This is a genomic window from Halomonas sp. WWR20 (assembly GCF_054602495.1).
This window is the reverse complement of sequence record NZ_JBTRHR010000002.1, coordinates 230,234-254,772: the sequence shown is the minus strand read 5'-3', so window position 1 is coordinate 254,772 and position 24,539 is coordinate 230,234. Positions and strand designations below refer to the sequence as shown.

23 protein-coding genes and 1 pseudogene are annotated in these 24,539 nt (G+C 53.7%); 14 read left to right on the top strand and 10 right to left on the bottom strand.

Annotated elements, in window-relative coordinates:
* Positions 1-8: 8 nt before the first annotated feature.
* Positions 9-980 carry a YihY/virulence factor BrkB family protein gene (locus tag ACW4DH_RS04500; protein ID WP_459635165.1) on the bottom strand — a complete coding sequence of 324 codons (972 nt, stop codon included), beginning with the start codon at positions 978-980 and terminating at the stop codon, positions 9-11.
* Positions 981-1,148: 168 nt separating this feature from the next.
* Positions 1,149-1,724 (bottom strand): hemerythrin domain-containing protein, encoded by a 576-nt coding sequence (locus tag ACW4DH_RS04495; RefSeq protein ID WP_459635164.1) that lies wholly within the window; start codon positions 1,722-1,724, stop codon positions 1,149-1,151.
* Between the two features lie 287 nt (positions 1,725-2,011).
* Between ACW4DH_RS04495 and ACW4DH_RS04490 the strand changes: the two genes are divergently transcribed.
* Both ACW4DH_RS04490 and ACW4DH_RS04485 read left to right on the top strand, forming a co-directional pair.
* Complete coding sequence (locus ACW4DH_RS04490) at positions 2,012-2,308, top strand: YciI family protein (RefSeq protein WP_459635163.1); 297 nt, start codon at positions 2,012-2,014, stop codon at positions 2,306-2,308.
* A gap of 7 nt (positions 2,309-2,315) precedes the next feature.
* Positions 2,316-2,660 carry a hypothetical protein gene (locus ACW4DH_RS04485; protein ID WP_459635162.1) on the top strand — a complete coding sequence of 115 codons (345 nt, stop codon included), beginning with the start codon at positions 2,316-2,318 and terminating at the stop codon, positions 2,658-2,660.
* 44 nt (positions 2,661-2,704) lie between these two features.
* Here ACW4DH_RS04485 and ACW4DH_RS04480 read toward each other — a convergent pair whose 3' ends face one another.
* From ACW4DH_RS04480 to ACW4DH_RS04470, 3 genes are all read right to left on the bottom strand, one after another.
* Entirely contained in the window at positions 2,705-3,574 is an 870-nt protein-coding gene (locus tag ACW4DH_RS04480) for a sirohydrochlorin chelatase (protein WP_459635161.1), read from the bottom strand.
* A gap of 159 nt (positions 3,575-3,733) precedes the next feature.
* Positions 3,734-3,958, bottom strand: a complete 225-nt coding sequence (locus tag ACW4DH_RS04475; protein ID WP_459635160.1) for a hypothetical protein — start codon at positions 3,956-3,958, stop codon at positions 3,734-3,736.
* Positions 3,959-4,646: 688 nt separating this feature from the next.
* Positions 4,647-5,465 (bottom strand): GIY-YIG nuclease family protein, encoded by an 819-nt coding sequence (locus ACW4DH_RS04470; RefSeq protein WP_459635159.1) that lies wholly within the window; start codon positions 5,463-5,465, stop codon positions 4,647-4,649.
* Here ACW4DH_RS04470 and ACW4DH_RS04465 point away from each other — a divergent pair.
* On the top strand, positions 5,464-6,084 hold the full coding sequence (locus ACW4DH_RS04465; protein ID WP_459635158.1) for a tyrosine-type recombinase/integrase: 621 nt from the start codon (positions 5,464-5,466) through the stop codon (positions 6,082-6,084). The two genes, ACW4DH_RS04470 and ACW4DH_RS04465, sit on opposite strands and share 2 nt — an antisense overlap.
* 110 nt (positions 6,085-6,194) lie before the next feature.
* On the opposite strand, the gene ACW4DH_RS04460 is transcribed toward ACW4DH_RS04465, so the two are convergent.
* Positions 6,195-6,476 (bottom strand): hypothetical protein, encoded by a 282-nt coding sequence (locus tag ACW4DH_RS04460; protein ID WP_459635157.1) that lies wholly within the window; start codon positions 6,474-6,476, stop codon positions 6,195-6,197.
* Positions 6,477-6,584: 108 nt separating this feature from the next.
* On the opposite strand from ACW4DH_RS04460, the gene ACW4DH_RS04455 reads away from it, so the two are divergent.
* Positions 6,585-8,000 (top strand): hypothetical protein, encoded by a 1,416-nt coding sequence (locus ACW4DH_RS04455; protein WP_459635156.1) that lies wholly within the window; start codon positions 6,585-6,587, stop codon positions 7,998-8,000.
* 210 nt (positions 8,001-8,210) lie between these two features.
* Here ACW4DH_RS04455 and ACW4DH_RS04450 read toward each other — a convergent pair whose 3' ends face one another.
* From ACW4DH_RS04450 to ACW4DH_RS04435, 4 genes are all read right to left on the bottom strand, one after another.
* Entirely contained in the window at positions 8,211-8,663 is a 453-nt protein-coding gene (locus tag ACW4DH_RS04450; protein ID WP_459635155.1) for a hypothetical protein, read from the bottom strand.
* 27 nt (positions 8,664-8,690) lie between these two features.
* Positions 8,691-9,914 carry a hypothetical protein gene (locus tag ACW4DH_RS04445; RefSeq protein WP_459635154.1) on the bottom strand — a complete coding sequence of 408 codons (1,224 nt, stop codon included), beginning with the start codon at positions 9,912-9,914 and terminating at the stop codon, positions 8,691-8,693.
* Between the two features lie 134 nt (positions 9,915-10,048).
* Positions 10,049-13,903, bottom strand: a complete 3,855-nt coding sequence (locus tag ACW4DH_RS04440; protein WP_459635153.1) for a hypothetical protein — start codon at positions 13,901-13,903, stop codon at positions 10,049-10,051.
* A 611-nt stretch (positions 13,904-14,514) separates the two neighbouring features.
* Positions 14,515-15,468, bottom strand: coding sequence for a siderophore-interacting protein (locus ACW4DH_RS04435; protein ID WP_459635152.1), 954 nt, complete (start codon positions 15,466-15,468; stop codon positions 14,515-14,517).
* A gap of 523 nt (positions 15,469-15,991) precedes the next feature.
* Between ACW4DH_RS04435 and ACW4DH_RS04430 the strand changes: the two genes are divergently transcribed.
* From ACW4DH_RS04430 to ACW4DH_RS04385, 10 genes and pseudogenes are all read left to right on the top strand, one after another.
* Positions 15,992-17,014 (top strand): TRAP transporter substrate-binding protein, encoded by a 1,023-nt coding sequence (locus ACW4DH_RS04430; RefSeq protein ID WP_459635151.1) that lies wholly within the window; start codon positions 15,992-15,994, stop codon positions 17,012-17,014.
* An 11-nt stretch (positions 17,015-17,025) separates the two neighbouring features.
* Positions 17,026-17,550, top strand: a complete 525-nt coding sequence (locus tag ACW4DH_RS04425; protein WP_459635150.1) for a TRAP transporter small permease — start codon at positions 17,026-17,028, stop codon at positions 17,548-17,550.
* Complete coding sequence (locus tag ACW4DH_RS04420) at positions 17,540-18,829, top strand: TRAP transporter large permease (RefSeq protein WP_459635149.1); 1,290 nt, start codon at positions 17,540-17,542, stop codon at positions 18,827-18,829. Before ACW4DH_RS04425 ends, ACW4DH_RS04420 begins: the two co-directional genes overlap by 11 nt.
* 188 nt (positions 18,830-19,017) lie before the next feature.
* On the top strand, positions 19,018-20,247 hold the full coding sequence (locus ACW4DH_RS04415; protein WP_459635148.1) for an FAD-dependent monooxygenase: 1,230 nt from the start codon (positions 19,018-19,020) through the stop codon (positions 20,245-20,247).
* Positions 20,248-20,394: 147 nt separating this feature from the next.
* Positions 20,395-21,147: a maleate cis-trans isomerase family protein gene (locus ACW4DH_RS04410; protein ID WP_459635147.1), complete on the top strand. Its 753-nt coding sequence runs from the start codon at positions 20,395-20,397 to the stop codon at positions 21,145-21,147.
* An 18-nt stretch (positions 21,148-21,165) separates the two neighbouring features.
* The gene (locus ACW4DH_RS04405) at positions 21,166-21,966 is read left to right on the top strand and encodes an alpha/beta fold hydrolase (protein ID WP_459635146.1); all 801 of its coding nucleotides are present in this window, start codon (positions 21,166-21,168) and stop codon (positions 21,964-21,966) included.
* 18 nt (positions 21,967-21,984) lie between these two features.
* A complete protein-coding gene (locus tag ACW4DH_RS04400) occupies positions 21,985-23,028 on the top strand; it encodes a M29 family metallopeptidase (protein ID WP_459635145.1) in 1,044 nt (347 codons plus the stop codon).
* A complete protein-coding gene (locus ACW4DH_RS04395; RefSeq protein WP_459635144.1) occupies positions 23,025-23,657 on the top strand; it encodes an isochorismatase family protein in 633 nt (210 codons plus the stop codon). Before ACW4DH_RS04400 ends, ACW4DH_RS04395 begins: the two co-directional genes overlap by 4 nt.
* Before the next feature lie 117 nt (positions 23,658-23,774).
* Positions 23,775-23,969: pseudogene (locus tag ACW4DH_RS04390) on the top strand (TetR/AcrR family transcriptional regulator); the annotation flags it as partial.
* A gap of 15 nt (positions 23,970-23,984) precedes the next feature.
* Positions 23,985-24,428, top strand: coding sequence for a hypothetical protein (locus tag ACW4DH_RS04385; protein WP_459635524.1), 444 nt, complete (start codon positions 23,985-23,987; stop codon positions 24,426-24,428).
* Positions 24,429-24,539: the final 111 nt, after the last annotated feature.

Below are 24,539 nucleotides of genomic sequence, written 5' to 3'. Positions count from 1 at the left end.
GCCTGACGTTAGCGTGTTTTATCTTCACCTACCGTGTCTGCAACGTAAGCATTACGCTCTCCCATCGGCTCTCTTTCGCCAGTTGTCGTATCGCGTTTCGTTTGATGCTCGATTTCGCTGTTGACTTCTGCCCCCAGCAGAACGGTAAAGGCAGACAGCCAGAACCAGATGAGAAGGACGACGACGGCACCCAGCGATCCATAAACCTGGCCAAAACTGGCAAAGTTGCTGACATAAAGGGAAAAGCCGATAGATCCCGTTATCCACAATGTGACCGAGAGCAACGACCCAACACTGATCCATTGCCAGCGCGGTTCCTGGCGATCCGGGGCATAGCGATAAATGATCGCCACGGCCAGCATGACCATGATCATCAAGAGCGGCCAGCGCAAGAGCCCGATAGCCATGGCAAGGGTGTCATTCATGTGGAGTACGCTCGTGATGATGGGGATCAGTGCGATCAACCCCAGCGCAATTATCGTCATGAATATCGCACCCGTGGTCAGCGCCAGCGTCTCGGCAATCTTCTTGATCAGACCCCGGCGCTCCTGTTCCCCGTAAACGGAATTCAGTCCCTGCATGAGCCAATACATGCCCCGGGAGGCGCTGTAGATAGCCAGTGCAAGAGCGCCGGCCGCAGTCAGGCTGATACTCGTTCCCAGGTTTTCGAGAGTCTGTTCGATTCGTTGTCCGATAATGTCCGTTGCCTCGGGCGGAAGTAATTGACTGATCAATGAAATCTGCTGGGCAATCTGGCTGGGGTCGAACAATAATCCCCATACGGCAATAACTGCCGCAATGATCGGGAAAGTGGCCAGTAAGCCATAAAATGCGATGCCGGCACTCAGGACGGGAATATAGTCGCGGCCGACGTTATCCTTGACTCGCCACAGCACATCCAGCCAGCCCGCCCAGGGAATTTGTGTCGGTCGCTCGGCCTGACGGCCACGCCGAGACTGCGATGATTTTCGGATCGCCATAAGCCCTTCCATGCTCGTCTGCAGATACCTTCCGGTAAACTGTAGCTAAGCCATGCCTGGGCTGGCGAATATGCGAGACGGGATGAATGTCCCGTCTCGAAGTGAAGTGCTTGTACAGAGTCGGTCTAAAGCGCTTCGCGGATATAACCTCCGAGAAGGCTTCTCCATTCAGCCGGTCTGACGTCCCGTGAGCTTGTCACGCAGCCGGTCGATCATGCCGACACCTGGCCCGACGCTCTTATGGAAGAGTTCGGAATGCGGGGCGCTGGGATGCGGGCGGGTCGGTGCCAGTTGCTTGGCCTTCTGTACCTTGTTACCCATGTCCACGAGCTGTTCGCCGGAAAGGTGGGCACGCAGTTTGGGGAACTGGTCGGATTCTTCATCGTCCGCATGGTGGCGCAACTGCTTGTCCAGTTCCTGGACCAGCCCCAGGAACTTCGCATCGGCAGCATCGGCATCTTCCAGCTTCTTCATCACCTGGACGATCTCGTCGTGCTCCTGCTTGTCATGCTCGACTTCTTCCTTGCCGTTCGGCAGCTCCTTTTCCATCACCGGGTAGACGTACATCTCCTCGGCGACGGCGTGACGCATCACTTCGGCAATCACCGTTTCGACCAAGTCCCGGCGTTGGTTGGCATCGGGGGTCTGCGAGGCCTGGCCGAGCAGCTCCGTCATCTCCCGGTGGTCAGCAGTCAGGATGTCAACGACATCCGCGTTCAGTCTAGTCACGTTATCGGTCGTCATTGTGTCCCTCCTTGGGATTTTCTTCCTGAGCGTCGATTCAGCGCTCAGTTTTCAACATAGTCGCGCTCGGCAATCAGGTCCAAGCCTGGCGCGATTCGATGACCGGGCGGTGCCATTCCTGAGTTATTTGGCTCACCTACCCCAGGCATGGCAGAGCCACCAGCAACTGCCAGACCAGAACGTTACAAGCGTCCTTGGGTATGCCGCCAATGTCGGTTTATTTCGTCAGCAGGCCTGAGGCATGATGCGATGCATCCTTGATAACGCATGAATGACAGGAGTAGAGCATGAAACAGTACGCCGTGGTGGCCTACGATTATACGGACAAGGAGGCGCTCGAGCGCCGCCTGGCCAATCGCGACGCGCATCTGGCAGGCGTGCGCGAACTCGCCAGACAAGGGAAATTCCTCAGTGGCGGGGCGATCCTCAACGACGACGGCAAGATGATCGGCTCCAATGCCCACTTCCGCTTTACCGACCGGCAGGCTCTAGACGCCTGGCTCGAGACTGAGCCCTACATGACCGGGCGGGTCTGGGAGCGCGTCGACATTCGCGAAGTGAAGCTCTTCGATCCGAACGCCTGAGTGCATCATGACCGATAACCCCCCACTGCCCGCCCAGGCCCGGCATCTCCTCGAAACCGCACCTCGCGAGACGTTGCCGATGACCTACCAACAGCTCGCCGAGGCACTCGCGCTGCGCCCGCCGCGGACCATCCAGCGCGTGGCCCAGGCCTTGGAAACCCTGATGCGCGAGGACGCGGCACAAGGCCGGCTCTTTGTCGCCGCGCTGGTCGTCAGCCGGCAGGGGGAGGGCCTGCCGGCGCAGGGCTTCTTCGATCTGGCGGTGGCACTGGGGCGATTTCCCGCTGATCCGGCACGCCATGCCGAGGCCTGGCGGCAGGAGTTTCGACGTGTGCTGGAGACCCTGGGCTAGGTGCACGCGTCGCGACTTCAACCGGCCGATGCCGGGGCTGGGGGTCATGTGACGGCGTTGGCGCCAGTGGCTGGCAGTTCCGCCAGTAGCGGCCCGCCGGCAAGGACCTGCTGCAGGCGGGTGGCGAGGATATCCACGATAGCGTCGTTCTCGCCCACCAGCCGCGTCTTGGTGACGTTCAGGCCGGGAGATCGTGACATCGCCTGTTCGCAGATTTCCGCAATATCGCCGCCCTCGCCGGCATGACGACCCGGGGAAAGGAACAGCATGGACAGGATCACGTCGCTGTCGGTCAGTGCCGGCGAGGTCAGCAGATCTTCCAACAGCGGCTCGTTGAACCGGTAGGCCTCGCCGTCGCGGCGCTCCATGGAGGCAAAGGTGACGCAGCCGGCCTCATCGGCCAGCAGCACGCTCAGCTGCCCGGCGAGGTAGTTGCGTACCGCAGTGACCTCCGGGATCGGGCTGCCGTGATCGACCAGCACCACCTTGGGCCGCGACAGGCCCGCCAACCGTTCACGCACGTTGTCCGCCAGCAACTGCGCCAGGCGCAAGTCCACCGTTGCCTGGCTGTCGACCAAGGGCAGGGCCACTTTGACGCTTAACCGTGGGTAGCGGGCCTGTACCTCGGCCAAACGCTCCGGCAAGTACTGGGTCAACGCCTGGCTGGGGCCGAAGAAGAACGGCAGGATAAGCAACTCGGTCACGCCCTGTGCCGCATGTCGTTCGGCCAACGGCCCCAACGTTATAGCCTTTTGGCCGTCGAGCTTCTCGGGAGGAATCTTGTAGGAGTGCAGCAGGGAAGCCGCCTCGACCGACTCGCCGGTGGCCTGGCTCAAGGCGTGGGCAAGACGACGCAGATTGAGCGTGGCCTGAGGGCGCAGGGAACCGTTGTCGACGAGCAGTATCTTTCGCATGGGGGCCTCTGGGCGGGCATGACTATGGCCCCCATCACACTACCGTGAAGTCCACCGGTCAAGTCGCAAGCCCGAGTGCAGCCTCGGCTCCAGACGGCATGAGTCCTTGCCCTCGGAAATTACCCCCCGAGGATAAGGGCTCATGCCAGAACAATCACATCAATCGTCATTGGCGACCATGACGCGCGTCTCGCCGGTGAGTACTTCTTCCCAGGCCTGATCGAGAGTGTAGCCCTGACACGCATTGATGGTGTCGATCACTTCGACGGCATGCTGCAGGGAGTCGCCGCTGGCTTTCAGGGCCACCACCAGCTTGGCAAGGTCCTGCTTGCTGAAACTACTGGCGAGAAGTTCGGCTTGCTGGGCGAGTTCGGTGCAGTTCATGTTTCATTCCTCATGCTAGGTCATCACACCCCCAAGGGAGTTTCCGCCTTGGGGCTGCCATCCGTGATGGCGTTCTGGTGCCTTTAGTGACGTATGCCGGGCCGGATAAGCGCCCAAGGCTGCACTGTGGCAAGGTCGTAAGCGTTTCAAGACCTGCGCTTCTGGCGCCTGGATCAAGAAATGCATGGCACTCAGCGTTAGCAGAGCGTCAGGTCAGTGAGTCGGGGGTAGCGAAACCCTGCCCTGCGCCGTGATTTCACTATGGATCAGAGCGACATGCGCCACAAAGCGCCATTAGCTGCATGAGTCGTTGTAGTAAAACTACAAAGGGCACATTTGTTCTCGGGGCAGGTAGCGAGACTACGAGAGACGCTTTGCTTGACGCTTGAGTCGAATTGAATCGCTATTCGGCTCACTGCCCAACAAGGCATAGCCGATGCAGCTTTTCGCTCACTACCGACCATGGGGCTTGCTCTCTTTGGCATCTTTTAGATGTCTTTTACCTTATATTGTACCCATGGGAGTTTAGAGGAAGTCCGCTCTCGGCCAAAAGCGGTCATTCATACGATTCTGATTTTGATGTAACACTTGAGCTCAGGTGCGTTTGAAGAGATGCGTGATTGTTCGATATCAAAAGTACGCGATGGATCAATCGTCACGTGCAGCGACTAGTTGTCCATCACGCTCTCTACGATTTAGCACCTTGGATTTCAGTATGAATAGCCACGACTCTTCCAATGTAAGGAATGCATTGATCGATGAAAAACTCCCTTGCCCGATTAATGCGATAAGGATCTAGAAGCTTGTGAAGTGCCTGCTCAAGCTCAGCGTAGTTCTGAACTTCATAGGTTTGCAGTATTCGGAACTTAGTTGGAACTCCGGTAGTGTAGAGTTGCTGAATTCTTTGATCAACGTTTCCAGTGGTGATGCCGATCTTCACGATTTCAGCACCAGCTTCCGTAAATAGATTGCTACCTAAAACGTAGACGGTACCGACCCCCTTCTCCAATCGGTTGAGGTCTTCATTCTCGATTGAATCCGAGGCCTCGGCCTCAATTGAATTATCAATGGTCGAGGCTGGCTCCAGCGAAAGCGTCATAGGTCTGGTTGACTTATCAGAGTATATGTCGGAAGCCTGACGCGTAGTGATGTAAATTTCCGCCAAGAGGGCATGATCAAGATTGTTGTAGTGACCCTTGTCAACGTTCCGGACATGAGCCTCCGTTCCATACCGGTCGGGATACTCTGCTTTGATCTGGTCACGAATCTCCTGCGGGGTCATCCCGCTGGGGCGCTCACGTAGTATCAACCGAATGATGTCTATGAATTTCATCGCAGTAAGGGATATCTTATCAGCTGATTTATGACAACCACCACACTTGAACGCGCATGCCGCCTTTTCCGCCATGCCCGCTTTAGGTCGCCCCGCGACTGGTAGCGTGGTCGAGTCCTCGCTAGGCATGGGTTGAGCCACACTTTCCTCTCCACCTGTGGAGAACCATGCCATGAATGCTTCAACAACTGCAATTCGTGAGCCCTGGAACAAAGGCAAGCTGGTCGGTCAAAAAACACCACTTCGCTTAAAAGACATCTGGGCCATTCGTGTTCGGCTGCAGCTCGCCGGGAAGACACGCGATCTAGCGCTATTTGACCTAGCGATAGATAGCAAGCTGAGGGCCTGCGACCTGGTCACTTTACGTGTCCGTGATATTGCTCATGGTGAGCGCGTATCACCAAGGGCCATCGTTATGCAGCGGAAGACACAACAGCCAGTGCAATTTGAGATAACCGAGCAGACACGCGAGGCCTTGGCCGATTGGATTCAGCGCGCCCGGCTTCGAAGCGAGAACTATTTGTTCCCGAGCCGCCTCAGTAGCTCAGTGCACCTGTCGACACGACAGTATGCTCGTATCGTCAAAGCTTGGGTAATCTCTATTGGCCTAGATCCTTCAATCTATGGCACGCATACGCTGCGCCGTGCCAAGGCATCGCTGATATACCGTCGGACGAAAAACCTGAGAGCCGTTCAGCTGCTCTTGGGTCATACGAAGCTGGAAAGTACTGTCCGATACCTTGGGATAGAGGTAGATGATGCTTTGGAGATGGCTGAACAAACAGAAGCATAGCAAGAGCAGAGGCGGCCTGAATCAGGCCGCCTCTACCGGCCAGAAGGGGACAGTCGCCGTCCTCTATGCGTCGACTGTGGCTGTCAGGTATTCAGGCTTCAGCCGTAAGGCTATTCCTCGGTAAATCCGGTAGCGCATAGATAGTCTTTTGCAAGCGACTCTGTTTCCTTCGCCGCCCTTACGATGCTGATCTCGTCATTTTGGACTTTCGTTTTCACGCGCAGATAGATACCGAAGGACTCAATAGTTTCGCCTGCAGTGTGGAGCTCGCTCTCAATGATCGCCGCCACCACCTCCTCGTTGTCGTAACGGTCATGCAATCGGTTGTACGCTGCTATTTCAAGCGCTTCGCCAGCGGTTCCGGAGACTTTCTTCGTGAGACTCGTCAACATGGTTGACCTCCTTACATTCGTTTGGGTTGTTGGTGATGCCACCGATGAGGATATTGCCTGTGTAAGATAGGGGTTAAAATCTCATGATTACGGCGCGAGAAGATACCCTTGACAAAATATAGAGAATCAGAATTAGAGTCAGCTGCCATCAGCTTGATGGACGCAAAGCTCCAATTTCTGTTAGCGATTACTTGGCAGCATGAGGAAGGCGATGGGCTAACACGTCTTGACGACTTGGCGAAGTCGGTCAAGGAGAAGGTTGCCGAATGCTCGGACATTTTCGAATCAGAAAGAGACCAGGAGATTGCCGGACTACAAATTCTCGATGCGCTTCAGGAGACTCGCCGGCTGCCTGAGGCAGAGCGAGTCGGTCATCTCTTGGGTGGCTGGGCGGTGCTGCCTGCGAATACAAACCTGGCCCGGTTACACCGGGAAACGGCAGCGCCTCACCTGATAGCTAGGACTTTAGTGACAGAGGCTAAGAGAGAATTTGAGGCTCGAGCTGACCGTAGAGCGATAGCGGCAAGGTTGCGTAGGTGTATTAGCGCGCTTGGAAAGCAGGAGCAATTCCCGTTTCATGTACCAGCTCTAGCTGCATGCATTATGGGGCTGGCTAGGCGTCCGGGGCATGTCACTGACGAAGAGATAACAGTTGAAGTCACACGCTATGAAAAAGAGGCTGAGCGAATAGCGGCGGACAAGCAACGGATCAAGAAGAATGAGCTCGTAGCTGAGCTGTTACCTGATGCAGAGCGTATCTGTCTACAGATAGACCAAAGCTACTCGTGGGGTGACCTTGCGATTAATGCGAGAACAATGACAAGCCTAAGCGCACTTGGAACATATACACAACTAAACTACTACGGCCTAGTCAGTGACGCCCGTTTCTCACCTAAAGCTGTAAAAACGCCGATAATTCCAGCCGATGTATTTCATAAAGAAATGACGATTTGGTTTTTGCGAGTTTCGACTCTCATGTATAGCGGGGATGACAGAGAGACTCGGATACTTCGGCGTAGTATTGTTGATTCGGAGCGAGCGGATGTTCGCGTATATGGCAAGCAGGTACTGGACTCGCTTGTGCTGATCGTTCCTATCAATGATGAAGCTCACGATATCGAGAAACAACTTTCGCTTTTGCTCCTTAAGCTCGACTCCAAGTGGCGAAAACGCAATGTTGACTTGGTGGAGTGCGCAAGGTTCCTTGAGAACCTACCAGCCACCCTTCGTGATCTCGTAGTGAGTCATGGCATGCGCCGGAAGGTCATAAGGACAAAAAAGACTCTTCTATTCTGCTTGGCAGGACTTATAGCTGAGAACGTTTATAGATACCGATACAAACACAAAAAATCGCTGGAGGCCAAGGGAATATGCACTAGAGCAGATATTGACGAGCATGTCGCAGAACTGTTGAAAGAGCATGGTTTCCAGTACAGCGCCGAAACCCTGCGCAGGAAGCGATCCCAGTGGCGCAGGGAGTTCCTTGAGCGCGTGCCGGAAATATTTGGCCTTGGCGATGCCTAATCCTTCAGCTGCCTGACGGTATCTATGGATGGCTGCTGGGGCACCTCCGGTGTGATACTACCCCTTGCTCGTTCCGGATACCTTTTTATGGCCGGTAGTAGTCATCTGCGAAGGGCGGGTTTGGGTCACTTCACGCTATCGGCCATTAACGAACCTTCATTATAAATCCTAGTGCCGCGGCGCAGCGCGCCCTGAGCAGACATTCATCGACTATGTTTTATCTACGGTGGTTTTCTCCGCAAGAATTTCCCGCCAATTGATGGGTTTGTCGATCTTTAGATGAGATTCGAACTGCTGCAAGCCTTCGTGACCAGGATGACACTCAACCGCCTCTGCAATGAGTTTTCTGCACTGATCGTCATCGCCACCCTGCCTATATCGCTCCGCCAAGACGAGTGCTGCAGCAGCTTCAAAGATGCGAGGTGCATGCAATCCAGACTTCGTTAAACGTTCACTCCAGTATTGGTCGTACGCCACTTGATGCGTTGAGAGAGACCAGCCGTCTGTCGACCCAAGTAGGGTGCGGCCAATCAGAACATCTCCAGATGGTGCTTCAGCTACTGCTGCATGCCTTTCCATAAAAAGCTGCCAGTCGGGTCGCTGGGATTCTTTGGAAACCACAGCGTTAAAGACGACATAGAGCACGTAAAGAGCGGGCTTCACACTATTACGAGCTTGCGGTAACAGCTTCTATATGTCACCCAACACCTCTCTAAGATCAGTAAGCATCGCATTGGCATCGCCGCGCTCAAGAGCCGCCAATTGACCGAGAAATCCTTCGAGTCGTCTGCGAGCTTGTAGAGCATCCGTGAGCGGGCGCCCGACCCAATATTGAGGTGCCATCTGCATGCTGACAACACCCGCGCGTTCTAAGCTGTAGTCATACTCTTCGGTTTCAACTTTCGGCCCGTCAGCAATAAAGCGTCGAATGGCGTGTCGAGTGACCCTTGCGAGACCCTGTATTGTAAGTACCGGTCTGCGTTCGATTTCAGCAACTTCTCTGTGACCATGCGGCATGGTCAACGCGTCCGGCAATGGCATTGCGGAGTGTATGTACTGAGAACGCAGTCTATAAGCTTGCCGTAGAGCAAAAGGCAGCTCGCGTCGGGATACCGCACGATTGGAGGAGACACCGACAGTCCGGAAATACGAAGCTCCAATTTTGGACATGATGAACTCACGATAACGCCGTACCATCGCATTGTGCTCGGCTTTCATAATCGCAGCGCGGACCGCTTCCGCTGTCTCGGTGGATGCGTTTAACAGAGCTGTGTCCACGGCCATTCTTTTTCGTTCGTCGACATCAGTCCAATTAGACTGGAAACCATCGAAATCCTTTACAAGGGTTTCAACGGCTGAGACCATTAATGTGTATGACAATCCTAGATCATCCGGGATGCTGTGAAGCGCCGCGACGTAGGTCTTGACTGCTCGCGTCGCTGCGAGAAAATGCCGTCTTTCGAGAGCCAGAAGACTGTCCACTAGATCGGCAAACTCTTCACATTCATCGGGACCAGCGACCACTTGGGGGTCAAAGAACCGGCTAACGAAATCCTTGGGTGGGCTGTACGATGAAAATCTGAACTGACTGTTTGTAAGTCTTTGAACCACATTTACGTCTGTTGATACGATGAGGTTTAACCCAAAAGAGGCCAGAACTGCAAAGTCGCGCAGGTAAGGGCTGACGCCGTGCGAGACTAGAACGCCAGGCTCCACTTTCGCTTCCTCGATCCGTTCTTCCAGCTCATAGACCACTGCAAGATCGCCGCGTTCGCCTCCAGTAGCACGAAGCGTTCCGGCTGCCGTTTCAACATCATTGAGGTGAAACCATCCGTTAGAATACAGTACCCCTCGAAGAGCGTTGGTGCGTCCTACGCCACGGGTAAACAACTTGCCAGTATTGATCTGAAGCATATTGAACCGGTCTCCGTTCATTGCCGACTACGGCGACTTCTGGTGGATTAGCTGCAGGTAAATCGGACTTTTTTCCTCGACCCATTAACTAAAATGACATTCCACAAAAAAGCGGTCGAGTTCATTGCGCGATATCACTCAAAACGCTGTTCGCGTTCCTCATCTCTTTGTCTGTCACGCATCCGTTCGCGTTCGATTTCCATGGTCAGTCGATCGGACACTGATCCAGCGGCCTTGGCTATCTCTTCCCGCTTATGCTGCGTCAGTTCGGCAATGGCATCGGTCCTCGGCTGCATGACATCTGCACGGCTCCCAGACCAAGACGATGGTGTGACACGATCCGCGTAGGCGTGAAGGACTGGCTCGGGCTCTGGGGCGGCTTCAAGAAACTCAACACCGGATGACGTTATGGAAGAGCCATCCCTGTTCCCATCGCCTTTCTCCCAAAGCCTGATACCTGACGCGACCAAACCCCAGACATCCGCTTCATTCCGTTGCTGACACCACTCAATCAGGTCGGCCACATCGATCTTGGAGAGCGGGCAGCGCCGTATACCCCCGTGACGAATGAAAAAGGTGCGTCGATGCTGCTGGTCCTCTGTCCCTTGGAAAACACGATTCAGAAATGCCTTGGGCATCAGTCCTGCTGTAGTTTCAATCGCTTTCTCGAACGAATGAATGTAGCCGTAGCGCTCGTCCACGACAGAGAATATGGTATCCACCCACTCTATCTTTTCGGCGTCGTTGCCGTCGAAGCTAAGTGCGGCCTTGATGACATTTTCCATGCGGTAGTCTTTGCTGCCACCAGGGTCACTGTGATCGGCCAACAGGGATTTGGTTGCCGCCTTCAAACCAAGTTTTCTTAGTTCAGGTCCTAACGTATCGTCCGCAGGGTTCTTCCCGTGCAGTTTCATACTGAGTGCTTCGAGTAGTGTGTCGTCACCGTCCGACTTGGCCAGTAGCTTCTGTGCAAGCTCCAACAAACGTTCGGACGGAAGGTGTGCGTAGTTATCCCGCCAAAGAATAGGCCCGAACATCCAAGTCCGTGTTTCTTCATTGTCGAGCAGGGCCATGCACCGATCCAGATCGCTCTCTGTGAAGTCATCCCATGAATGCAGGCCTACAAGGACTTTCCGAAGTTCCGAGTGTTCCGCACATTCATCCAAGAGTTCTCTCGAAAGCGCATTGTCATTGGCGGCAACCTCTTCGATGAAGCCACCAATCACCGCAAAGTCGTGGTTCGAACCGGATGACCGAGCGAGGTGTTCCAGCAAGTCTTGCCAACCTTCACGATAATTGTGGGACCCCTTAGCAAGGCCGATCCCGAACGCCCTGCGATAGGGCATCCATTCTCTGGAAAACAATTCAGAACCCAACTCATCGAGTTCATGGTCAGAGGCTGCAAAGCTCTCACCTAAATCTGTTGCCTTTGTGGCTAACCGATCTTCAGCATCCCGATACTTATCATCGCTGCTGTCGTCGAACTCGTCATCCAGTGCCCAGTAGTCATGCCCTTTGCCCAGAACGTATGTCTTGATCTTTGCAATCAGGTCGCGAGGCTCCAGGTCCCGATCTAGATCGGCGAGGTCCTGGGGAAGCGGTTCTGGTTCAGGTTCGTCTTTTTGTTTTGTGTGATCGAAATAGATGATCGAGCGAACCGCCTTCCAGCCTTCGCCCCATGGCTGGTGATCATTGATCGCCCGTGCTGCTGCGACAAGTTCGTCCCGTATTGCTTCATGGCGCCATAGACCGCGAAACTCATTCGCCAGAACCAATCGTGCACGGCTCTTGATGTCCTCGTCGTCTGAATTTGCCAGCCGCACCGCCAAATTCATGAAAGCAGTGCGCCACTCAACGAGCTGATCATGGGTCGGACGGTAGCCGTAGTCCCTGGGACGTGCCCCGAACTCGTTGAGCCCAAAGCCTGTCCAAGGCGGCCCATCCAATGCTGTTGAAAGCAACTTGATACCCAACGAACGCCGCCCCTGATCTTCAGAGCCCAGGCATTCTTCAACAATGGCAAGACGTTGCTGCATCGAAGCATGTGTGCCGGACAGATAGGGTTGGAAGAACCCCGAAATCTTGTCCCTAACCGCATCGTAATTGTTGCTCTCGTCTTCATGGTCCGCAACGCGGATCAGAAGTGACATGCAGCGGTCAAATGCATGTGCCTCGTATGCCAACGATTTAAGCAGGTTTAGGATAGTGGTCCTTCGAGGGTTATGCTTTGGCTCCATTCCCTGAAAGCCTGGAGCGGTGAGTTCGGCTTCGATCCGGTCAAGCAGTGCATCTGGTGCGACTGGTCCGATATAGTTCAGTATCCTCGATCCATTCTTATCGAGGTCCGAAATGCGACCCAAGAGACCGTCTGGCTGAAGCCATGCCTCTACAATTTCTCGTGCCACAGGGTGATCGTGCATTAGACCAAGCCTATGTGCGAATGACATGAGAAGCCGACTGTTTCCAGGCGCCTCAAATGTTGATCTCAGGGTCTCTACAGGAACGCTCTCAAGCGCGGAGCTTGCCAGCCTGTTTGCTACAGCATGGGGCAGTATAGCCCTCCAAAAGGCTCTCTTTTGGACAACATGGCGGTCCGCCAGCTTCTTCGTGGCTCGGAACAGTTGCGCTTGTGTGTACCCTGAAATCGAGCCCAAGGCTTCTAGTTCATCCTGACCAACCTCAGGATCAGAAACCGAAAATGAAAAAACGAGAGACAGAGTTTCGGCTTTTTCGCGAAGATCACCATCTGGCCCCTTCCGTTGCTGGAAAAGACGATCAAACAACTCGGCGTCGGAAAGTTCGGCTAGGCTCTCACCTTGTTCGACCCGTTCTGCAATGGCCAAGGCCACCCTGGAATTACCGTCGGCAAACTCGGCTACTCGCCGAGCATTGCCTTGTCCAATTGTAGGGAATCGCCGCAGAAGAAGTTCTTCGGCGACTTCTGGCCCGTTGGCCTCAATGTGTATTACTTCTGTAGTTTGCGGTTTGTCGTCCCTGATATCGTATTCGACAGTGACCAGGCTGACATCACCTCTTGCAGCCGACACCTTGCTTGCCAATGCCGAATGCAGATCGGACGGGCAGTTGTCGAGGATCATTACCGCGCGACGCCCCTCGGCAATAAGCCGGTCAAGCATTGAAGATGCAGAGGGATTAGGGTCTTGTCCTGTGTCCACGTAGACGGCGATTGTCCTATCTAGAGGATCGTCTCCTACGGTTTCGTCAAAGAGTGCTTGAACGATCCGTGTCTTACCAACACCGGAAAGCCCCGTGATGCGGATCGCTTTGTTCGAGGTGTGGATGAGACGCCGCATAGGTTCAATGGCGTCCTCAATTGAAAGCTCCTGACCTCGCTCTGTCGGCACATGGACTATGACGCCTGGGGCGGAGATTAGCGTGTCAGGTGATCCATTTGGAGGGTTGCTCCACGCCCCATACGGTTGCCAGCCCGAATATCCTTGACCGAGCTTGCTTTTCACCCAGAGCAAAACCGATGGGTGCTGTCGCAACCATTGAACCAGCTTGGAACGGTCGAAGAAGTCGAGGTGGATGTTATCTTTGTTGGGATCATTCGCGACAGCCGCCTGCATGGCGTCGAGTCGGTCCTTTTTCATTGGTGGCGAACAATCGTCGGAGAGGCTCACAATGATATAGCTGCCGCCGATCTTCGCTTGGTTTGCCAGTATTGGGTTCAGGTCGCCATCTTTCGCCATCTCTGCAGAGATCGCGGATTTCGGCATAGAGTCCTTTTTGGACTGAAGAATCGTATCTGGACGGATTAAGAAGCCTGTGTCGATTTCGGAAGCATTTACCTGCACATGAATGTCGATGCCTTCGTCAGGAGCCTTGATCGAGCCCGACCAACTGACGCTCGCTGGGCTATACCCGTTTGCAGCAACCTCCGCCTCAGCAAGACGTGCAATCAATTCTTCTAGAAGAGTATCGGACAAGCGAAGTAGGTCATCTTTCTCGATTTCAAAGATCGCCATCGTAGCACCGCAGCATAATATATTGCAGGTCCATATGATTGATCACACGACATTTAGGAATACCGATGCATCACTCAGTAGCTAGATCGCGACGTAAGTTTCCAAAATATCAATGTCGGCTTTTCACTCTGTACTATGTCGGAATGGCCACTGCAGCGAACGGCAGCTTCCCGCCCTTCTTGTCGGTGCGCCAGACAAGAAGGTCCGCTTAGGGTCGTAAGCTGCCTTTAATTGGCTCATGCCAGCCCCTTCATCCGCATCACTTCCCTTAACACCGCTTCATCTAATTCCTATGCCCGCTTTACATCAATGTAAAGCAATGTTTGGCTCGAGTAATGCTCGAGTAGACTAATTCTCTAGTCAGGACCGGGTTAGGCGCGCCAGGGCAGCACCAGCGCGGTGTGGGTAAATTCTGCACCTTGGGACTTGTGTTCGGCCATGGCGAATACGCTGTCCACCGCTTGCAGGCGGCTGGGCAGCATCCACTTGAGGGGCTTGTCGGTATTGGCAGCGGGGAGGGCGACGCGCAGCGCGCGCTTGCTCGGGCTTGCGGGTGTGTCTGGGCGAGAAGAGTGCCGAGGGTTAGGGAATGGTGACCGTATCGCCGCGCGCTAGCCCAGCACCTTGCCCTCGCACCAGTAGCCCATGCTGGTGACGTAGCGCTTGGGCAGCCCGCGCTCATTGACCAGATAGCGACGAATGCCGCGCGCCACTTTGGTTTCCGCGGCGATCCAGGCGTAGAAGGGCGCGCTGTCATCAATGCTTGCGGCCTCCCAGAACAGGCCGTCGTCGGCGGCGTCATCGGCGCTCTCTATACTTCCGGCTGCACTTCCGGGCCGACAGCCCAGGGCGTGAATCTCCTGGTCCAGGTCGAGGTCGCGCACCGCTCGCAGCAGTCGCTCGCCCTGGGCACACCCGGGCGCGGCATCACGTGGTAGCCAGCGTACCTGGGCGGTAGGCGTCAACGTCTGCTCATCACCGCCTTTCGGTACCTCGACCAGCGCTTGTACCAATGGGCGGTCGGAACGTGCGGCGAGCGCTTCCAGAATCCCGGCTGCCGCCGGCAGGGCAGTCTCGTCGGCCACGACCAGGATGCGCCGTACCCCACGCGGTGGCTTCCATTCAAACCCCACCGGGGCAGCGTCGGTGTCGGCTATCGGGGCGGTCATCGCCAAGCGGTCGCCGGGGCGGGCATGCATTGCCCAGCGCGAGGCGGGACCGTTGTCGCCGTGGAGCACGAACTCGACGTCGACCTCGGCGCGGGCCGGACGTAGCTCGCGGATGGTATAGGTGCGCATCGGCGGGCGTTGGGCATCGGGCAGGGCACGGTAGGCGCCGTACCAGTCATGCTCTTTCAGTCTGGCGATCTCGAAAAGCGCCTCGAGGCTGCCTTCGTTGCCGGGGCCGGAGCAGGGGAAGAACAGCTTGATGCGCTGATCCGGCGCATGGGTAGCCATCTGGCCGACCTCGGGGCCGGTGAAGGTGAACCTGACTAGCGACGGGCTGACCTGGGTACGCCGGGAGAGGGTGACGTCGAAGATTCGGTAGCTTTGCTGTGCGGCCATGGCGTGTATTCCCCCGTTGTCCCCCGTTGCGGTGGGAGAAGGCTATCATTCCTGATAAGCATTCTCAATTAACGCTTGCCTATTGCCTGGCCAACCGAAAGCGCACCTGGAAGGAGGGTGTCAGCTCGCCAAGCGGGAAAGCTTCCTAGCGGCCGCGCACTTTATGGTTCGGTAGGCGAATCTGCTCCATGGCTGGAGAGTCGGTATGTTGGCAGAATGTGGGCTACGAAGAGCGACTTGCAGTGCTGACAGCGGGTGTCATCCCGCTAGTGAACGAACATAATCTCGAACGAAACTCGCTTTGCTATCCTAGGCTATCGCGATATTCAGCTTTCAACTTTTTGTTTTAAAAGATAAATTTTTATTTTCTCTCGTCCCTTGCAGAATCATGAATGATGCGATAATTTTGAATAGAATTAAATGGTCGTACAAATAATACAAAAAGCTTGGTGGACGGTGCATATGGTCGGTTGATGCCCGTCTGCTGAATACTTAACAAGATCAATAATTATAAGGAGAAACCATGAACAAAAAAATTATGCAAAGTATGTTGGCTATCGCTATTGCTGGCGCTACGTTCAACTCTCATGCTTCGACAACTCTACGGCTTTCCCATTTCTGGCCTGCTGAGTCCAAAATTAACAAGGAAATTTTCGAAGCTTGGGCGAACGCTGTTGAAGAAGACTCAGAGGGGGAGATTAAGATTCAGAGTTTCCCTTCAGAAACACTGAGCCAAGCAGACAAGTCTTATCAAGGTGCAGTCAAAGGTATATCCGATATTGCTATAACGGCACAGGGGTATACGGCGGGGCGCTTCCCTCTGACGCAAATAGTAGAACTGCCTGGCATGGTCAACAGCGCGCAGCAGGGCTCATGCATGGTTCAGACGCTTTATGATGAGGGAGCCATTAAGGAAGAATACAAGGATTCCCATGTTCTCTTTCTGTTTACGCACGGGCCAGGGTACCTGCACTTAAAGGACGTCGAAGTAAAGACACCAAAAGATTTTGAGGGACTACGCGTTCGGCGTCCAACAGCTGTTGTAGGCGGCATGCTCGAAAGCATGGGAGCGCAGCCTATCGGTATGCCCATGCCTGAGGTTTATACTTCCCTTCAACGTGGAGTAATGGATGGCCTGACGACATCTTGGGAAGGAGTAAAGGTATTTGGATTAAATGATATTACAAATAGCCATACCCAGGTGCCCCTCTATACGCTCACCTTTGTTGCAACCATGAACGAGCATGCTTATCAGAAGCTTTCGCCCAAAGCACGTGAAGCTATTGATAATAATAGCGGTATGAAGTGGACAAGCATAGCTGGTGAGGTCTTCGATCAAATTGACAAGGCAGGGAAGCAGGAGGCTGTTCAGGCGGGACATAATATTAATGTTATAGATAATCCCTTGGAAAATCCAGAATGGTCAGCTTTACTTAAGGCAGGCATACAGAGCTATCTAACCAGCCTAGAAGGTAGAGGGATTGACGGAGTAGATCGAGTCTATACGGCGGCTAAGGAAGCACAAACTCATTGTGCTTCTAGCTGAAGGAGTATGCCATGAGCTGGTTAGAGGCTACAAGCAAATTGCTAGAGCGAGTATGTCGCTATACTGCTGGCTTGGGATTGTTCTCCGTTATGCTAGTTACGGTGGCTGATGTAGGGACGCGTTACCTTTTTAAGCTAACCTCCGGATCTATAGATTTAACAATTATCGGAAGTGTTGAGCTGGTAAGCTATTTGTTGCTTATTTCTCTGTTGGCGGCCATGGCCGCCAACGTAGAGAAAAGCCAAGTCGTGGTCGAAGCCTTTACTCATAAACTCCCAGAAAGCATCAAGCGAAGAATAGCTGGGCTATATTTGTTAGGTTTCTTTGCGGTGGGATTAATACTTGCCTGGGGCTTATGGGAAGAAGGTGTAAGCGCCGCTCAGTTTGGAGAGGTAACGCAGGATCTAGCAATATCGATGGGGCCTATTTACAAGGCTTCTGCTGTGCTAAGCATGGCCTTCGCGCTGAGATGCCTGATCCAGGCAGTGCTCGGGATGGTATATAGTCTTGAAGGGGAAAAAGTCCATGAGCTCTGAGCTTCTCGGAGGAGTAGGCTTATTAGCGCTTCTAGCGCTTATGATTCTTCGCGTACCAATAGCGTTAAGCATGCTGACGGTGGGGGTGGTCGGCTTCTCTCAAGTCACCACTTGGGGTGCGGCTGTAGCAATGGTGAAGTCTGTACCTGTCGAGGTGCTTTCAAACTATAATTTTAGCGCTATCCCCATGTTCATCTTAATGGGCGTGTTAGCCTCGTACTCCGGCATGGCTAAGAAACTGTTTGTCGCCTCTAAAAGCATGTTTGGCGGCTGGCGGGGCGGAATGGCACTAGCCGCGGTAACCTCATGCGGTGCTTTTGCCTCGATTTCAGGTTCTTCCTTGGCTACAGCCAGTACCATGAGCCGGGTAGCTTTGCCTGAAATGGAACAAAATGGGTATGCTAGCTCACTCGCCACTGGTGTATTAGCAGCAGGTGGTACACTTGGCATTATGATTCCACCTAGCATTGCACTTCTCTTATATGCAATATTGACTGAACAGCCTGTTGGAGACATGTTTCTGGCCGGTTTGGTCCCGGGTATTTTGGGGCTGGTATTCTACGCTTTAACCGTAGCCATAGTCGTTAGAATTAGTCCTGGGCTTGCCTCTGCTGGCACTCCTAATCGGCTAAAGGATAAAATATTGGCGGCTTTAGGGTTGATTCCGTTTCTAGGTGTCTTCCTCATAATAGTGGTCGGTATCTATGCAGGGCTGTTTACTCCAACAGAAGCTGCCTCAGTTGGTGCTTTTATAACCATGATTTATGCTGTGGTTAAAGGGCTTAGAACAAAAAAACTATGTGAAGCCATCTTTGAAACCGTTGCACTTTCCTCGGTGGTTTTCTTTATGATAGCCGGCGCTGAGGCATTGGGCTACTTCATCTCTGTATCGCGTATCTCTTTCGAAGCTGCCAACTATGTAATGGGACTGGGGCTGTCTAATCTTGGTGTCCTGTTGTGCATCATTCTGTTGTATTTTGTACTTGGATGCTTTATGGATGCGATCGCCATGCTCCTTTTAACTGTGCCTGTAGTATATCCTATTATCAGCACACTAGGCATAGATCCTATTTGGTTCGGTATCGTAACGGTTCTTACTGTAGAGCTTGGGTTGATTACGCCGCCTGTAGGGTTAAACGTCTTTATGATAAAGGCGATGGCGCCGCACGTTGGACTGGGGGAAATATTCAAGGGAGTGATGCCGTTTATTGTTTCTGATCTGGTGCGGCTATCTCTGATTATTATGTTTCCTGCTATCGTGACATTTATCATCATATAGATGAAGCCTGCGTTAGAAGATGCGGTGTTATAATTTTTAAACTAATCAGCTGTACGATTGCCTTGTATAGCAATAGCGGTTACCGGCTTGCGGAAGGTCGGCTAAAAGCGCCAGAGGAGGGTTCCTGCAGCATGAGCCTCTGTGCGGGTGTTAAATTAATTGTACGGTAATTTAATAAGGAGAAGGGCATGGACCAAACGTTTCGCGTGGGCATAATCGGTGGGGGCATCGGAGGGGTAGCTTTAGCCCGTTCATTGCAGGAACAGGGTATTGATTACCACCTCTTCGAACGTGCCCAGGCTTTCGGCGAAGTAGGGGCTGGCGTGCAGATGACGCCTAATGCGGTCAAAGTGCTAAAGGCGCTCGGTTTAAAAAATGAGCTGTACGATATTGGTTTTTTACCAGAGGCAATGGTTGGCCGAAACTGGGAAACAGCTGCCGAACTGTTCAGAACGCCTCTCAAGGACAGCTCGCCGAAGGCTTATGGTGCTGAATTCTTCCATGTTCACCGTGCTGATCTTCACACCATCCTCACCCAAGATATCCCTGAGGATCGTGTAACCTTCGGTGCCCAATGTACTGATGTGGTCCAGAATTCAGGATCTTCTACCGCTATTTTTGCTGATGGTACCCGTTTCGAAGCAGACTTAATTGTTGGTGCAGACGGTATTCACTCGGCGGTGCGAGGAGCGCTATGGGGGGAATATGACCCTAAATTCACAGGTCATATGTGCTGGCGTGCACTCGTGCCAGTTGAAGAGCATCCGCTCCCCTTTGTAAGTCCAGATGCATCCTTTTGGATGGGGCCTAATGCTCACGTAGTGACTTACTATGTGAAAGGGGGTAAGGCCGTAAATATTGTAGCAGTTACTGAGACTAATGAATGGGTTAAAGAATCCTGGACCGAACCCAGTTCAACTCAAGAGCTTCTTGATGCATACACGGGATGGCACTCTAACCTAACTCAGCTGTTCGAACGTACGGACCCCAGCCAGACGTTTAAATGGGGGCTGTTCGATCATGATCCTATGGCACGCTGGTCCGTCGGTCATGCCACTCTTCTAGGTGATGCAGCACACCCCATGCTGCCTTTCCTTTCCCAGGGGGCCGCCATGGCCATCGAGGACAGTTATGTACTAGCGCAGGCGCTTTCGCACTTTGAAGGAGACGTTCCAGCTGCACTAGTAGCGTATGAGGATGAGCGCCGTGCACGCACCTCTCAGGTCCAACTACAGGCTCGCGAGCGTGGCCGGACTTTCCACTTGTCTTCACCTGAAGAGCTGCGCAAGCGAGATCTTGCTTATCAGCAAGAGCAGGCCAGGAACCCCAACGCTGTGGGTATCCGTGCGGAGTGGATATATGAATACGATGCCACGAATTGTCGGGAGCGCTTCGAGACAGAGCAATTAAAGGCATGAGTAATGGCACGCCGACCAACGATGCCCAGTCGCCAAGACTTACCTTAAGTACAAGAGGATAGACGGCTCTACCGTTTATTAATCATCATGAGCTTTCTCTTAGCGATCAAAGTTGGCTTTCGGAAAGCTTAATCAGGAAAAAGCGCTATGCAGAGAAATTATCGGATCGGACAAATTGTGCCAAGTTCCAACACCACAATGGAAACCGAAATCCCAGCAATGCTTAATGCTCGCCAGCTGATTCGGCCTGAACGCTTCACTTTCCATTCCAGCCGAATGCGCATGAAGCATGTGAAAAAAGAAGAATTAGCCGCAATGGACGCTGAGTCTGACCGCTGCGCCCTGGAACTCTCCGACGCGCATGTCGATGTGTTGGGCTATGCCTGTCTTGTGGCAATTATGGCGATGGGGCATGGTTATCATCGTGAGTCCCAGAAGCGTTTGCGCCAAGTCACCATCGATAATGACGCTCCTGCACCGGTTATTACCAGCGCTGGCGCCTTGGTGGAAGGATTAAAAGTATTAGGCGCCAAGCGTATCGCGCTAGTCGCACCCTATATGAAACCGCTTACTGAGCTAGTCGTAGACTATATCCAGAATGAAGGAGTGGAGATCAAAGTCTGGCATGCCCTAGAAATTCCCGACAACCTTGCGGTAGCTCGCCATAATCCAGATAACCTTCCAAATATTGTTGCCGATCTAGATATTGCGAATGTGGATGCCATTGTGCTTTCGGCTTGTGTACAGATGCCATCACTTTCTGCTGTAGCCAAGGTTGAAGCCCAAACGGGAAAACCTGTTATCACTGCATCCATTGCTACCACGTATGCCTTGCTCAAGGCTCTTGACCTAGAGCCCATCGTGCCCGGTGCAGGCGCGCTGTTATCTGGAGCATATTAAGTATTAAGGAGGAATAACGTGAATTACGGTTACGGTGCGAACATCCAGGCCAACGGCATTCGGCAACATTACCTTTGTTACGGAAATAGCGGTAAGCCGCTTGTTATCGTTCCCGGTATCACAAGCCCCGCCATCACCTGGGGATTTGTCGGTGAACGCTTGGGTCGACAGTTTCAGACTTACATTTTGGATATCCGTGGACGCGGACTCTCCTCGGCAGGGGACGAGCTGAACTACGGGATTGATACTCTAGCGCAAGATCTAACGGCATTCGTCAACGCATTAGGGCTGCATGACTATCTGCTCATCGGCCATTCCATGGGCGCACGTATCGCTAGTCGTGCCACGGCGCGCTTCCAGCTTTCTCCCGAAAGGTTGGTGTTGGTTGACCCGCCGGTCTCTGGCCCCGGTCGCCGGGCCTATCCCTCCAAGCTGCCCTGGTATGTTGATTCCATCCGTGCCGCGCTCAGGGGCATGGATGCCGAAGCCATGCGGGACTTCTGCCCGACCTGGACCGACGAGCAACTCAGGCTTCGCGCCGAGTGGCTTCACACCTGTAACGAGGGCGCTGTGGTTAGGGCTTTTAATGACTTCCATGACGACGATTTTCATCAGGACCTTGGTCGGATCGATGCCCGGACCGCGCTGCTAGTCGCAGGCAGGGGGGGCGTAATTCTGCCGGAGGATGAGAAAGAAATGCTTTCACTGAAACCGGATTTGGCCATCACTCGCGTGGAAAACGCTGGGCATATGATTCCTTGGGACAATGAAGAAGGATTTTATGCCGCGCTATCTCGTGTTCTCGAAACCCGCATCTGAACTATAAAGGAGGCTACCATGGCCGTCAGCGATAGCGACATGATCAACGCCTGGAGCGAAGTACTGACACTGTCCAAGCTTGAGCCCGGACAGACTGTCACCCTGTTAACCAGTCAGAACACGCATCCCCAGACCCTAGCCACCGCCCAGATTGCCGCCTCGCTGAAAGGCGCGCGAGTGATTCGTCTCGACTTGCCGCCCGTGAATGCGGACAAGGCCCATAGCCGAGATGCCTTGGCTTATTTGGGCACCACGCCGCTGACCGGTAACAAGGCGGCTATCGCCGCATTAAAAGAGAGCGATCTGGTTCTCGACCTTATGACGTTGCTGTTTTCGCCGGAGCAGATCGACATTCTGAAATCCGGCACTAAAATTCTGCTCGCCGTGGAACCCCCCGAGGTACTGGTACGTATGGTGCCGACCCAGGCCGACCGCAGCCGAGTGCTTAAGGCCTCTGCCCGCATTGCGGCGGCCAAGGAGATGGCGGTTACATCGTCCACCGGGACGGACGTGCGCTTCGCGTTGGGCGAGTTTCCGGCCGTCAGCGAATATGGCTTTGTCGACGAGCCAGGCCGTTGGGATCACTGGCCGAGTGGTTTCGCCTTTACCTTTCCCAACGAGGGCAGTGCCAACGGCACAATCGTGCTCGACCGCGGCGATATTTTATTGCCGCAAAAAAGTTACCTGGGTTCTCCCATCGAGATGAAGGTAGAGGCTGGCTATGTCACTGCCATCGATGGGGGCGTCGACGCTGATCTGCTCAAGGACTACATGGCAGCCTTCGAGGATCCCGAAGCCTACGCCATCTCGCACATTGGCTGGGGTTTGCAGAAGCGAGCCCGCTGGTCGACCCTGGGCCTCTACGACCGCGAGGCAACTTTGGGAATGGATGCCCGCGCCTTCGATGGCAACTTCCTGTTCTCTCTGGGGCCCAATAATGAAGGGGGCGGCAGCCGGACCACGACCTGCCATATCGATATTCCCTTGCGTCACTGCTCCGTCTACCTCGATGGCGAGCCGATGGTGAACGATGGTGTAGTCGTAGAAGAGACCCTGACATGAACCACACCGAAGAAGCGGTCTACGAGAGCCAAGGCTTCGGTGGGGCATTGCCGATCGTGGATAACGTTGCGTTGTTGATCATTGATTTTGTCAATGGTTTTGCAGACCCCGGCATCTTGGGCGGTGGCAACATCCGCTCGGCGATTGAAGCCACCATACCGCTGCTGGCAGAAGCGAGGGGACATGGTTGGCCAGTGGTGCATACACGTATCGTCTTTGCCGACGACGGCAGCGATCACAACGTGTTTGCCAAGAAAGTGCCGAGCATGGGTAGGCTGACCGAGACGCATCCAAACAGCCAGATCGTATCGGAACTGGCACCCGTCACAGGCGAATTGGTAGTATGCAAGCGCAATCCTTCCGCCTTCGCTGGGACGCTTCTGGCAGCTTGGCTTACGGAGAAGCGTGTCGGCACCCTGTTAGTGGCGGGCTGCGTAACCAGCGGTTGTGTTCGTGCCAGTGTGGTAGATGCCATGTCGTATGGCTTCTACCCGGTAGTACTAGAAGATTGTGTCGGCGATAGAGCCTTGGGTCCGCATGAGGCCAACCTGTTCGATATGCGCCAGAAATATGCCTCTGTCGAAACGAAAGACAACTTCCTGCAACGATACGAGCAACAAACCCCTTAAGGCGATTAGTCCATTCATAGGAGCAGTCGCGCCCTGATTCGCTAGCTGCTCCTGACAGGTTAAGGTAACATGCTGTCTTTATTAACCATTCGACTAATTAATATATGGTAATGTCCTATGGCAGGCAGCAGTAGCAAAAAGCGCCCCGGGCGGCCGGCTGGGCAAACTGGACTCCGCGAACAGATCCTAGACGCTGCAGAGGTTTTGTTTGCTGAGCAGGGGTACGCTGGTGCCTCAATGAGGCATGTTGCACAGGCCGTCGGTGCTACGACCGCTTTAATCACGTATTACTTCAATACAAAGGAGAACCTTTTCCGAGAAGTTTTCATGCGTAAAGGTTGTGAGGTGGCAGATGCTAGGATGGTGGCTCTTAACGCACTGAATGCTTCCGGCAGTGAACTCTCAGTAGACAGTTTGGTGAGAGCTTTCTTAGCCCCCTCGAGCAAGCTGCGCGAAACCAAGCAGGGGCGAGCTTTTCTTCGGCTACATGCGCGGTTGCATATGGAGCCCGAGAAATTCTCTCTTGAGCTTCGACGGGATGTATATGATGAGTCGACAAAAGCCTATGCAAAAGCGTTTCAGAAGGCACTGCCTCGTTTAGACGAGATAGCCGTCATGCGGCGACTATCTTATATTATCGGTGCATACTTATATGCATTTTCCGGAACAAATAGATTAGAAGAGCTAACGCCGAGTATCCATGTAAAAGATGATAATGACCTTGAAGAAATGGTCTCATTTTTTACGGCAGGGATGACACAGCAGTCTTAAGAGAACGCAGGACAATAAATAACTAGGAAAAGGCCAGGTTCATCCAAGTTATTAGCAGTAAATCAGCCTCAAGAAGCTTTAAGACGCCTTTAGCCTAAAAGATAATGGTCC